At 61.0% G+C, this 11,875-nt stretch carries 9 protein-coding genes; 3 read left to right on the forward strand and 6 right to left on the reverse strand.

What is annotated here, in order from left to right; all coding sequences use genetic code 11:
- Position 1: 1 nt before the first annotated feature.
- The 5 genes from AC1D2P_RS02435 to mnmC form a co-directional block, all read right to left on the reverse strand.
- Positions 2 to 229, reverse strand: a complete 228-nt coding sequence (locus AC1D2P_RS02435; RefSeq protein ID WP_003199186.1) for a YheU family protein — start codon at positions 227 to 229, stop codon at positions 2 to 4.
- Between the two features lie 166 nt (positions 230 to 395).
- Complete coding sequence (locus tag AC1D2P_RS02440) at positions 396 to 1,586, reverse strand: osmoprotectant NAGGN system M42 family peptidase (protein WP_109785230.1); 1,191 nt, start codon at positions 1,584 to 1,586, stop codon at positions 396 to 398.
- A 34-nt stretch (positions 1,587 to 1,620) separates the two neighbouring features.
- Positions 1,621 to 3,366: an N-acetylglutaminylglutamine synthetase gene (gene ngg, locus AC1D2P_RS02445; protein WP_109785231.1), complete on the reverse strand. Its 1,746-nt coding sequence runs from the start codon at positions 3,364 to 3,366 to the stop codon at positions 1,621 to 1,623.
- A gap of 3 nt (positions 3,367 to 3,369) precedes the next feature.
- Complete coding sequence (locus AC1D2P_RS02450) at positions 3,370 to 5,142, reverse strand: N-acetylglutaminylglutamine amidotransferase (RefSeq protein ID WP_477757789.1); 1,773 nt, start codon at positions 5,140 to 5,142, stop codon at positions 3,370 to 3,372.
- 265 nt (positions 5,143 to 5,407) lie between these two features.
- On the reverse strand, positions 5,408 to 7,387 hold the full coding sequence (gene mnmC, locus AC1D2P_RS02455; protein WP_477757788.1) for a bifunctional tRNA (5-methylaminomethyl-2-thiouridine)(34)-methyltransferase MnmC2/FAD-dependent 5-carboxymethylaminomethyl-2-thiouridine(34) oxidoreductase MnmC1: 1,980 nt from the start codon (positions 7,385 to 7,387) through the stop codon (positions 5,408 to 5,410).
- Between the two features lie 160 nt (positions 7,388 to 7,547).
- Here mnmC and pap point away from each other — a divergent pair, with 160 nt between their 5' ends.
- Positions 7,548 to 9,062 (forward strand): polyphosphate:AMP phosphotransferase, encoded by a 1,515-nt coding sequence (gene pap / locus AC1D2P_RS02460; RefSeq protein WP_046031732.1) that lies wholly within the window; start codon positions 7,548 to 7,550, stop codon positions 9,060 to 9,062.
- Positions 9,063 to 9,164: 102 nt separating this feature from the next.
- The gene (locus AC1D2P_RS02465) at positions 9,165 to 10,349 is read left to right on the forward strand and encodes a thiolase family protein (RefSeq protein ID WP_046031733.1); all 1,185 of its coding nucleotides are present in this window, start codon (positions 9,165 to 9,167) and stop codon (positions 10,347 to 10,349) included.
- 110 nt (positions 10,350 to 10,459) lie between these two features.
- On the opposite strand, the gene AC1D2P_RS02470 is transcribed toward AC1D2P_RS02465, so the two are convergent.
- Positions 10,460 to 10,654 carry a DUF6316 family protein gene (locus AC1D2P_RS02470; protein ID WP_477757787.1) on the reverse strand — a complete coding sequence of 65 codons (195 nt, stop codon included), beginning with the start codon at positions 10,652 to 10,654 and terminating at the stop codon, positions 10,460 to 10,462.
- Positions 10,655 to 10,852: 198 nt separating this feature from the next.
- Between AC1D2P_RS02470 and AC1D2P_RS02475 the strand changes: the two genes are divergently transcribed.
- The gene (locus tag AC1D2P_RS02475; RefSeq protein WP_477757786.1) at positions 10,853 to 11,812 is read left to right on the forward strand and encodes a DMT family transporter; all 960 of its coding nucleotides are present in this window, start codon (positions 10,853 to 10,855) and stop codon (positions 11,810 to 11,812) included.
- Positions 11,813 to 11,875 lie beyond the last annotated feature (63 nt).

Raw genomic sequence — 11,875 nt, forward strand, 5'->3', positions numbered from 1 at the left:
TTCAGTCAAACAGATGCTTGGGCACATCGTGCTTGAGCATCAATTGGCACTGCTCGCTTTCCGGATCGAAGACAATCAGCGCCTGACCTTTGGTCAATGCCTGGCGAACCCGCAAAACGCGGGTTTCCAGCGGTGTATCGTCACCGTTGTCGGTGCCGTCACGGGTCACGAAGTCCTCGATCAGGCGGGTCAGGGTGTCGACTTCAAGTTGGTCGTGGGGAATCAGCATGGGCACCTCGGCTAAAACAATGTCGGGATGCTACGGCGAATGACCGCTTGCGACTAGTCTCGGCCTCATGCGTTCTGACCTACCGCCTTCGCGAGCAGGGGAATGCGATCAATTGTAGGAGCGAGCCTGCTCGCGAAGGGATTTACCTGACAACGAAGTACCCGGATCAGCCTTCAGACCGCTGCCCGACCAGACTGTCCACCGACGGCACCCGCGTATCACTTTCCATCTGTGTGTCATGTTCGATCTGATGACTGAACCGGTCCAGCGATCCCGTCGCCGGTTGCGCATCGCTGGCAAACACCGGCGGGCTCAGTAGGTAGGCACCGAGCAATCGACTGAGCGCCGCCAGACTGTCGATGTGGGTGCGTTCGTAGCCATGGGTCGCATCACAACCAAAGGCGAGCAGGGCAGTGCGAATGTCATGCCCGGCGGTCACCGCCGAGTGCGCATCGCTGAAGTAGTAACGGAACAGGTCGCGGCGCACGGGCAGTTCATTGTCACTGGCCAGTCGCAGCAAATGGCGCGACAAGTGATAGTCGTAAGGTCCGCCGGAATCCTGCATCGCCACACTGACGGCGTGTTCGCTGGAGTGCTGGCCGGGTGCAACGGGCGCAATGTCGATTCCGACGAATTCGCTGACGTCCCACGGCAACGCTGCCGCCGCGCCACTGCCGGTTTCCTCGGTAATGGTGAACAGCGGATGGCAATCGATCATCAACGCTTCACCACTGTCGACGATGGCCTTGAGCGCCGCGAGCAGTGCGGCGACACCGGCCTTGTCGTCGAGGTGGCGGGCACTGATGTGGCCGCTTTCAGTGAATTCCGGCAGCGGGTCGAAGGCCACGAAATCGCCCACGCTGATCCCCAGCGAATCGCAATCGGCGCGGGTGGCGCAGTAGGCATCCAGGCGCAGTTCGACGTGATCCCAGCTGATCGGCATTTCGTCCACGGCCGTGTTGAAAGCATGCCCGGATGCCATCAGCGGCAACACGCTGCCGCGAATCACCCCGTTATCGGTGAACAGGCTGACCCGGCTGCCCTCGGCAAAACGGCTGGACCAGCAACCGACCGGCGCCAAGGCCAGGCGACCGTTATCCTTCACGGCACGAACCGCCGCACCGATGGTATCCAGGTGAGCGCAAACCGCACGGTCGGGGCTGCTTTTTTTGCCTTTGAGGGTTGCACGGATGGTTCCGCGCCGGGTCATTTCGAATGGAATGCCCAACTCTTCCAGGCGTTCGGCGACGTAGCGCACGATGGTGTCGGTGAACCCGGTCGGGCTGGGAATGGCGAGCATTTCCAGCAGGACTTTTTGCAGGTAATCGAGATCCGGTTCAGGGATTTTGCTGATCATGGAAACTCCTAATGAGTAACGATCATGACGGGCGCTAGCCCGCCGGCTGACTGTGCGGAAATAACAAGTCCACAAACCGCTCAGCCGTCGGCTGCGGTTCATGGTTGGCCAGCCCGGCGCGTTCATTGGCCTCGATAAACACATACTCAGGCTGGTCGGCGGACAGCACCATCAGGTCGAGCCCGACCATCGGGATATCCAGCGCCCGTGCCGCCCGCACCGCGGCGTCCGCCAGGGTCGGATGCAGGATCGCCGTGACGTCCTCCAGAATTCCGCCTGTATGAAGATTCGCTGTCTTGCGTACGAACAGTTGCTCGCCCGCTGGCAGGACGCTGTTGTAGTCGTAACCCGCCGCATGCAACGTGCGCTGGGTTTCATGATCCAGCGGGATTTTGCTTTCACCACGGGTGGCGGCCTGCCGACGCCGGCTCTGGGCTTCGATCAATGCGCCGATGGCATGCTGACCATCGCCGATCACTTGCGCCGGGCGCCGAATCGCCGCCGCCACCACCTCAAACCCGATCACCACAATCCGCAGGTCCAGCCCTTCGTGGAAGCTTTCCAGCAGCACGCGACTGTCGAATTGGCGGGCGGCTTCGATGGCGTGCTGCACCTCTTCAATCGTGCGCAAATCCACGGCAACGCCCTGGCCTTGTTCGCCATCCAGTGGTTTGACCACCACGCGCTCGTGCTCATCGAGAAACGCCAGATTGTCATCGGCGTTACCGGCCAATTGTTGCGCAGGCAGGTTCAGCCCTGCGGCCTTGAGCACTTTGTGCGTCAGGCTTTTGTCCTGACACAAGCTCATGCTGATGGCGCTGGTCAGGTCGCTCAACGATTCGCGACAACGCACCCGGCGTCCACCATGGCTGAGGGTGAACAGGCCCGCATCGGCATCATCCACCTGTACGTCAATGCCGCGCCGATGGGCTTCTTCGACGATGATTCGCGCATATGGATTGAAATTGGCCTGCGGCCCCGGTCCGAGAAACAGCGGCTGATTGATGCCGTTCTTGCGCTTGATGGCGAAGGTCGAGAGGTTGCGAAACCCGAGTTTGGCGTAAAGGCTTTTCGCCTGTCGGTTGTCGTGCAAAACGGACAAGTCCAGGCAACTGAGCCCACGGCTCATGAAGTGCTCGATCAAGTGACGCACCAACACTTCGCCCACACCCGGTCGTGAACACTGCGGGTCGACCGCCAGGCACCACAGGCTGCTGCCGTTTTCCGGGTCGTTGAACGCCTTGTGGTGGTTGAGGCCCATGACACTGCCAATGATTGCGCCGCTGTCTTCGTCTTCGGCCAGCCAATACACCGGGCCGCCCAGATGCCGTGGGGTCAACAGACTTGCATCGATCGGCAGCATGCCGCGCGCCTGATACAGCTGGTTGATGGCCTGCCAGTCCGCCTCGCTTTGTGCCCGACGAATGCGGAAACCACGAAACACGCGAGTGGCCTGACGGTAATCGCTGAACCACAAACGCAAGGTGTCCGAGGGGTCGAGAAATAGCTGAGCCGGCTCCAGCCCCAGTATTTGCTGGGGTGCGGCGACGTAAAGGGCAATGTCGCGCTCGCCCGGCTGCTCGTTGAGCAACGCTTGGGCGAGGCTGGCCGGATCGGGGAAGGTGTGCCCGATCAGCAACCGGCCCCAGCCGCAATGCACGGCAATCGGCGCGGCGCTCAAGGCGCTGCCATCTTCGGCCAGACGCGCCTGCAAGCGTTCATAAGAAGGTGGCTGGCCGCGCAACAAGCGTTGGCTATAAGCCGTGGCGTGGGGTTTCATCGATCAGATTCCTTGCTCACTGAGCCACAGGTTCAGGGCCGCCAGTTGCCACAGCTTTGAGCCGCGCAACGGGGTCAATTGACCCTGCGGGTCCGTCAGCAAACGGTCGAGCATGGCCGGGTTGAACAGGCCGCGATCCTGGCTGGGGTCAAGCAACAGGTCGCGCACCCAGTTCAGCGTGTCACCTTGCAAATGCTTGAGGCCTGGCACCGGGAAGTAACCTTTCTTGCGGTCGATGACTTCACTCGGAATCACCGATCTCGCGGCTTCTTTCAAGACGTGTTTGCCACCGCCCGGCAGTTTGAATTTGCCCGGCACGCGGGCCGACAATTCCACCAGGCGATAGTCAAGAAACGGCGTGCGTGCCTCCAGCCCCCAGGCCATGGTCATGTTGTCGACGCGTTTGACCGGGTCGTCCACCAGCATCACCGTGCTGTCCAGACGCAAGGCCTTGTCCACTGCCGCCTCGGCACCGGGCTGTGCGAAATGTTCCTTCACGAAGTCACCGGCGGCGTCATTCGCCGTCAGCCATTTCGGCTGCACAGTGGCTGCGTACTCCTCATGGCTGCGGTCGAAGAACGCCTCGCGATAAGCCGTGTACGGATCGCTTGCGCCATCGACCTGCGGATACCAGTGATAACCGGCGAACAGCTCGTCCGCACCTTGGCCGCTTTGCACCACTTTGCAATGCTTGGCCACTTCGCGTGAGAGCAGATAGAAGGCGATGCAGTCATGACTGACCATCGGCTCGCTCATGGCGCGGAATGCCGCTGGCAATTGCTCGATGATCTCTTTTTCGTCGATGCGCAATTGATGATGCCGGGTGCCGTAGTGGGTGGCGATGAGGTCCGAATACTGGAACTCGTCGCCGCGTTCGCCGCCGGCATCCTCAAAACCAATGGAGAAGGTCGACAGGTTTTCCACGCCGACTTCACGCAACAGCCCGACCAGCAGGCTTGAGTCGACGCCGCCCGAGAGCAGAACGCCAACGTCGACCGCCGCCCGTTGGCGGATCGCCACGGCGTCGCGCGTGCTATCGAGGACACGGTCACGCCAGTCTTCGAGGGTCAGGTCGATTTCGTCGGCGCGTGGGCCATAGGACAGGGTCCACCAGGTTTTCTGTTCGGTGCTGCCGTCCGCTTCGATGCGCATCCAGGTCGCCGGTGGCAGTTTTTCAATGCCGGCCAGCAGGGTGCGCGGCGCCGGGACCACGGCGTGGAAGTTCAGGTAATGATTGAGCGCCACCGGGTCGAGAATCGGGTTGATGTCGCCACCCTTGAGCAACGCCGGCAACGCTGAGGCAAAGCGCAGGCGCTGGCCGGTTCGGGACAGGTACAGCGGCTTCACGCCGAGACGGTCGCGGGCGATGAACAATCGTTGGGCGTCGCGCTCCCAAATGGCGAACGCAAACATGCCGTTTAGCTTGGGCAGCAAGGCTTCACCCCAGGCGTGATAGCCCTTGAGCAGCACTTCGGTGTCCCCGCCGGAGTAGAACGCATAACCGAGGTTTTCGAGCTCGGTGCGCAACTCGGGGAAGTTATAGATCGCGCCGTTGAAGGCCAGGGACAGGCCCAGTTGAATGTCGATCATCGGCTGCGCCGAGCCGTCTGACAGGTCCATGATTTTCAAGCGCCGATGGCCCAGGGCAATCGGTCCTTGAGCATGAAAACCCCAGGCGTCAGGGCCACGAGGGGCTAAGTGATGGGTGATTCGTTCAACGGCCGCGAGGTCCGCAGGTTGATGATCGAAGCGTAATTCGCCAGCTAATCCGCACATAAAGTCCTTACCGGTTTTTCCGTTGGGGAGGGTCAATCGATACCCGGCCAAATCGGCGGGTACTCAGAAACTGACCCAGTGGGACTGTGGGAGTTTTAGATCGATAAGTAATAAGCCCGTGTGGTGGACGGGGCGGTCTTACCCGAAAAAAGGTGGGGGCGTGCGGTACATATTGCTGCCAAGCATTGAAAATGCTGCTGTATCAACCACTGAACAGACCAGATTTTCGTGCTGTTAATCGGTCATTGAACGAGCTGCTTCGGGGTCATTGACCCCGAATCAAACGCCGCAGCGCAAAACGGTTGGGATGACAGGCTTCGGCCACGGCCCTGGGCAGTGGCAGGGGTTCGTCATCGAGCCAGGCGGCAAGCAATTCGCCTGCTAACGGCGCGGTGATCAATCCCCGTGAACCATGGCCGCTGTTGACGTACAAGCCGTCCAGCCATGGGCAAGGGATGTCCGGCGTTTGCCGGGCATCCTTGCTCAGGGCGATGTAGGCGTCGGCGAAAGCCTGGTGATCGGCCAAGGGGCCGACAATCGGCAAGTAGTCCGGGCTGGTGCAGCGAAACGCCGCGCGACCTTCAAGTGCTTCAGGTTGCAGGGTGTGCGCGCCGAGCCGTTCGACCAGATCCGCCGAAATCTCTTCGAGCATGTTCAGGTTGCCGGCATGCTCGGCCGCCGTGGGTGTCAGGTCATCGCTGTTGAAATCGAAACTGGCGCCCAGCGTGTGTTCACCCAGCCGGGCTGGCGCGACATACCCTTCGGCGCAGACCACGGTGCTCAGGCTTTGGCTGTCAGGTGTCTGATGCAGACGAGTGATTTGTCCGCGAATGCGTTTGAGCGGCAGTTCGCTGCTGTAGGGGAGACGCTTGATCTCGGCGGCGCCGGCCAGCACCACGACCGGTGCGCTCGCCAGCAAGGTCTCGCCGTCCCAGGCTTGCCACTGATTATCCTGGCGACGCAGTTCCAGGACCTCGTGGTGCATCAGGAGCTTGATATTCGGTTGCCCGGCTTGCCATTGGCACAAGGCGGGCGGGTGCACCCAACCGCCTTCGGGATAAAACAGGCCGCCCGATTGCAGGCCGATGCCGGCACGGCTCTGGGCCTGCACTCGATCCAGTGTGTGCAATAAATCCTCGGGGAACGCCGCCGCCAGTTGCGCCTGACGCTGCGCCTCCTTGGCATTGAAGGCCAGTTGCAGGACGCCGCAATCGTCCCAGTCGAGGCCCCGCTGCAAATGTTCAAGCAGGCGTCGGGTGTAGCCAAAACCACTGACAATCAATTGCGACAGCGCCGTGCCATGGGCCGAAAGCTTGAGGTACAGCACGCCCTGTGGATTGCCCGAGGCTTCCTGCGCCAGCGCGTCGTGGCGCTCCAGCAGGCTCACCTGCCAACCCCGCGCCGCCAGGCTGGCAGCGCTTGCACAACCGGCCAGGCCGGCACCGATGACCAAGGCATGACGCTCGCCCGTCAACGGCGCCGGACGCGCAAACCAGGGTTTTACGGCAATGGGCGCAGCGGCGTCCTCGGGCCATCCGAGGAACACGCCCCGCAGGATTTCCCACTTGTGGCCGATGCCCGGCGTGCGCTTCATCTTGAACCCTGCGCCATTGAGCAAGCGTCGCACCCAACCGGTACTGGTGAACGTGCTGATGGTCGAGCCGGGCGCTGCCAGCCGTGCCAGTTCGGCAAACAGTTCGGCGGTCCACATGTCGGGGTTTTTTGCCGGGGCGAAACCGTCGAGAAACCAGGCGTCAATCTGTGCGTCCAGTTGCGGTAATTGTTCCAGTGCATCGCCAATCAACAGGGTCAGCGTCACGCGGCCGTTATCCAGAATCAGGCGCTGGAAGCCTTGATGAATGGCCACGTACTGGGCGAGCAATTGATCGGCGAACGGTTTGAGTTCTGGCCACAACGCCAGGGCTCGCTGCAGGTCGGGCAAGCTCAGAGGGTACTTTTCGACGCTGACGAAGTGCAGCCGTGCACCCGCCACGGCGTGCTGTTCGAACAATTGCCAGGCACACAGAAAATTCAATCCGGTGCCGAAGCCCGTCTCGCCAATCACCAGTCGGCCGCCGTCCGCCAACGTGCTGAAACGCTCACGCAGAGCGTTTTGCTCAAGGAACACGTAACGGGTTTCTTCGAGGCCCGACTTGTCGGAAAAATACACGTCGTCGAACACTCGCGAGTACGGACGACCCTGGTCATCCCAGTCGAGTTGGGCGTGAGGCAATACAGGTTTCATGGCAGGCTCGGCAACGGCAAGGCCGCCATTCTAGCCGATCGCCGGGACGCTGCCTGATCCATGGCAAGGTCCATGGCGGTCCCGACAGTGAAAATCGGATTTCTCCCCCGCTGGAGGAATCAATCCGCTAGTCTTGCTCACATCTGGAAGGGAGCCGCCCATGTTTGAGTCTGCTGAAATCGACCACGCCATTGACAAAGAAACCTATGACGCCGAAGTGCCGGCACTGCGCGAAGCCTTGCTCGAAGCTCAGTTTGAGCTAGGCCAGCAGAGCCGGTTTCCGGTGATCATTCTGATCAACGGCATCGAAGGTGCCGGCAAGGGCGAGACGGTCAAGTTGCTCAACGAATGGATGGACCCGCGCCTGATCGAGGTCCGCACGTTCGACCAGCAAACCGACGAAGAGCTGTCACGGCCACCGGCCTGGCGCTATTGGCGGATGCTTCCCGCCAAGGGACGCATGGGGATTTTCTTCGGAAACTGGTACAGCCAGATGCTACAAGGCCGGGTCCATGGCGAGTTCAAGGACCCTCGACTCGACCAGGCCATCAACGCGGCCGAGCGTCTGGAGAAAATGCTGTGCGATGAAGGCGCGTTGATCGTCAAGTTCTGGTTCCACCTCTCCAAGAAACAAATGAAGGCCCGCCTTAAAGCGTTGGCCGACGACCCGTTACATAGCTGGCGCATCAGCCCGCTGGATTGGCAGCAATCGCAAACGTATGACCGGTTCGTGAAGTTCGGCGAGCGGGTATTGCGTCGCACCAGTCGTGACTACGCGCCGTGGCATGTGATCGCCGGGATGGACGCGCGCTATCGCAGCCTGGTGGTGGGCAAGATTCTGCTCGATAGCCTGCACGGCGCGTTGAAGCGGCCGAAGATACACCCGGAAAAAGTCAGTGCCGCGCCCGTATTCCCCAGCGTCGATCAAGTGAACCTGCTCGACAGCCTCGACCTGACCCAGCAGCTGGACAAAGACGACTACGAAGAGCAGTTGGTAACTGAACAGGCGCGGTTTTCCGGGTTGATGCGTGACAAGCGCATGCGCCGACATGCGCTGGTGGCGGTGTTCGAAGGCAACGATGCGGCGGGCAAGGGCGGGGCGATTCGCCGGGTGGCGGCGGCGCTTGATCCGCGTCAGTACAGCATCGTGCCGATTGCCGCGCCCACCGAAGAAGAGCGGGCGCAGCCCTATTTGTGGCGTTTCTGGAGACACCTTCCGGCGCGGGGCAAGTTCACCGTGTTCGATCGTTCCTGGTACGGACGGGTGCTGGTAGAGCGCATCGAAGGATTCTGCAGCCCGGCGGACTGGCTGCGCGCCTACAGCGAAATCAACGATTTCGAAGAGCAGATCGCTGATGCCGGGGTGATCGTGGTCAAGTTCTGGCTGGCCATCGACAAACAGACGCAGCTGGAACGCTTCCAGGAGCGCGAACAGATCCCCTTCAAGCGGTTCAAGATTACGGAGGATGACTGGCGCAATCGCGACAAATGGGACGCGTACCGCGCCGCGGTCGGCGACATGGTTGACCGTACCAGCACGGAAATCTCTCCCTGGACCCTGGTCGAAGCCAATGACAAGCGCTGGGCGCGGGTCAAGGTGTTGCGCACCATTAATCTGGCGCTGGAAGAGGCGTTCGAAAAGTCCGACAAGAAGGCGAAGAAACACAAGGACTGAGTCGATGGTTGCGCATACGCGGGATGAATGATTGTCGCGGTCGGTTATGAGGTGGACATATGCTCGGTCCACTCTCAACCGATAACAACAATGAGGTATGCCATGCGTGAAGTGGTGATCGTCGACAGCGTGCGGACCGGCCTGGCCAAGTCCTTTCGCGGCAAGTTCAACCAGACCCGTCCGGACGACATGGCGGCGCATTGTGTCGACTCGTTGCTAGCGCGCAACGGCATCGACCCGGCCAGCGTCGAGGATTGCATCGTCGGTGCGGGCTCCAACGAAGGCGCGCAGGGCTACAACATCGGGCGCAATGTCGCCGTGCTCTCGCGCTTGGGCATTGGTACCGCCGGCATGACCCTCAACCGCTTTTGCTCCTCGGGCTTGCAGGCGATTGCCATTGCCGCCAACCAGATTGCTTCGGGGTGCAGCGACATCATCGTGGCCGGTGGCGTCGAATCCATCAGCCTGACCATGAAAAGCGTCAACACCGATAACCTGATCAACCCGCTGCTCAAGGAGCAGGTGCCGGGCATTTACTTCCCGATGGGGCAGACCGCCGAAATCGTCGCCCGTCGTTACAACGTCAGCCGCCAGGAGCAAGACCTGTACGCCTTGCAAAGCCAGCAGCGCACCGCCCAGGCGCAGGCCGCCGGTCTGTTCGATGATGAAATCGTGCCGATGGCGGTGAAGTACCGCGTGGAAGACAAGGCCACCGGTGCGATTCAAATCCTCGATGGCATCGTTGATCGCGATGACTGCAATCGGGCGGACACCACGCTGGAAAGCCTGGCGGGACTGAAGCCGGTGTTTGCTGAAGACGGCTCGGTGACGGCGGGCAACTCCTCGCAGCTGTCCGACGGTGCCTCGATGACGCTGGTGATGAGCCTGGAAAAAGCCCTGGAACTGGGGCTCAAGCCGAAGGCGTTTTTCCGTGGTTTCACGGTCGCCGGGTGCGAGCCGGATGAAATGGGCATCGGCCCGGTGTTCTCGGTGCCGAAGTTGCTCAAGGCCAAGGGCTTGCAGGTTGCCGACATTGATCTGTGGGAGCTCAACGAAGCGTTTGCCTCGCAGTGCCTGTACAGCCGAAATCGGCTGGAGATCGATAACGAGAAGTACAACGTCAATGGCGGTTCGATTTCCATCGGGCACCCGTTCGGCATGACCGGCTCGCGTCAGGTCGGGCATCTGGTGCGTGAGTTGCAGCGCCGCAATTTGCGCTACGGCATCGTTACCATGTGCGTGGGCGGCGGGATGGGCGCGACGGGGTTGTTTGAGGCGGTGCGTTAAATTCGCAAAGCTGTGTCGCCTGATCAACCGCTATCGCGGGCAAGCCCGCTCCCACATTGGAATGCGATCAACTGTGGGAGCGAGCCTGCTCGTGAAGGCAGCGCCTCAGTCTAAAGCTGGGCACTCGATGCCTGCATCCGCTCGATGTACGCCTGAATCTCGCGCTGCGCCGCCTCTGCATCATTAAACGGCCCCTCCAGCGTGTTTTCACGGGTACTGAAAAACAACTCCCCATTCACGCGACACAACCGGTCACTGCGAAAGTGTGTCGCGGGGGCTTTGTCCTGGGCGCGCATGCCGTACATGGCGATTCTCCTGAAAGTGATCCGATGAGCTTATGCACGAACCCCTTGGCACGCCTGAGCAACTGATCGACGGCCGATCGTCAATTAGTTGCTGCGACCTGCACAGTTTCATTTGCGCCTGCTCGCCAACTGTCCCTGTGTGCCAGGCCTCTCTGCGCCTAGAATGACGATTCTCGCCATCTGGCTGTTGGGGTTCGCATGCACATTTCATCCGGTCGCTGGGTTTACGGTCTGTTTCTGGCCCTGCTGACTGCGCTGCTGTGGGGAATCCTGCCGATCAAACTCAAGCAAGTGCTGCTGGTGATGGACCCGGTGACCGTCACCTGGTTTCGCTTGATCGTATCCGGCGGGTGCCTGTTCGTTTATCTGGCGGCGACCAAGCGCTTGCCGAGCCGTAAAGCCCTCGGTCCACGCGGTGGCTGGCTGGTGCTGATGGCGGTGCTCGGTCTGGTCGGTAACTACGTGTTGTACTTGATGGGTTTGAACTTGCTCAGCGCCGGCACCGCGCAATTGGTGGTGCAGATGGGCCCGATCATGTTGCTGATCGCCAGTCTGTTTGTGTTCAAGGAACGCTTCAGCGTGGGGCAGGGGATTGGGCTGCTGGTGCTGCTGGTCGGTTTCGCCCTGTTTTTCAATCAGCGCCTGGCCGAGTTACTCACTTCGTTGACCGAATACACCACCGGCGTGCTGCTGGTGTTGCTGGCGTCCACGGTCTGGACCTTCTACGCCTTGGGGCAGAAGCAACTGCTGACCGTGTGGAATTCGTTGCAGGTGATGATGGTGATCTACCTGTTCTGTGCGCTGTTGCTGACGCCGTGGGTGCACCCACTGGAAGCGCTGCAACTGAGCCCGCTGCAAGGCTGGCTGCTGCTGGCGTGCTGCATGAATACGCTGATTGCCTATGGCGCGTTTGCCGAAGCGTTGGCCCATTGGGAAGCTTCGCGGGTGAGTGCGACGCTGGCGATCACGCCGTTGGTGACGTTTGCCGCGGTGGCCGTGGCGGCATGGTTGTGGCCTGATTTTGTGCATGCCGAGACGATCAACGGTCTGGGCTATGGCGGCGCGGTGCTGGTGGTGCTGGGGTCGGCGCTGGTGGCGTTGGGGCCGTCGTTGATTGCCGGGCTCAAGGCCCGGAAGGTGCGGATGGCGGCCGGTTAAACCGCGTCATCGTTCATCGCGGGCAAGCCATGCTCCTACGGGTTTTGTGTCGATACCGGACAT

It is taken from the genome of Pseudomonas sp. P1_F1_2 (assembly GCF_056405815.1).

What these genes read in the sequence shown, in the direction of transcription:
- AC1D2P_RS02465 (WP_046031733.1), top strand. Translation starts at nt 9,165, where the DNA reads ATGCGTGAAGTGGTGATCGTCGACAGCGTGCGGACCGGCCTGGCCAAG.
- AC1D2P_RS02470 (WP_477757787.1), bottom strand. Translation starts at nt 10,654, where the DNA reads ATGTACGGCATGCGCGCCCAGGACAAAGCCCCCGCGACACACTTTCGC.
- ngg (WP_109785231.1), bottom strand. Translation starts at nt 3,366, where the DNA reads ATGAAACCCCACGCCACGGCTTATAGCCAACGCTTGTTGCGCGGCCAG.
- mnmC (WP_477757788.1), bottom strand. Translation starts at nt 7,387, where the DNA reads ATGAAACCTGTATTGCCTCACGCCCAACTCGACTGGGATGACCAGGGT.
- AC1D2P_RS02435 (WP_003199186.1), bottom strand. Translation starts at nt 229, where the DNA reads ATGCTGATTCCCCACGACCAACTTGAAGTCGACACCCTGACCCGCCTG.
- AC1D2P_RS02450 (WP_477757789.1), bottom strand. Translation starts at nt 5,142, where the DNA reads ATGTGCGGATTAGCTGGCGAATTACGCTTCGATCATCAACCTGCGGAC.
- AC1D2P_RS02475 (WP_477757786.1), top strand. Translation starts at nt 10,853, where the DNA reads ATGCACATTTCATCCGGTCGCTGGGTTTACGGTCTGTTTCTGGCCCTG.
- AC1D2P_RS02440 (WP_109785230.1), bottom strand. Translation starts at nt 1,586, where the DNA reads ATGATCAGCAAAATCCCTGAACCGGATCTCGATTACCTGCAAAAAGTC.
- pap (WP_046031732.1), top strand. Translation starts at nt 7,548, where the DNA reads ATGTTTGAGTCTGCTGAAATCGACCACGCCATTGACAAAGAAACCTAT.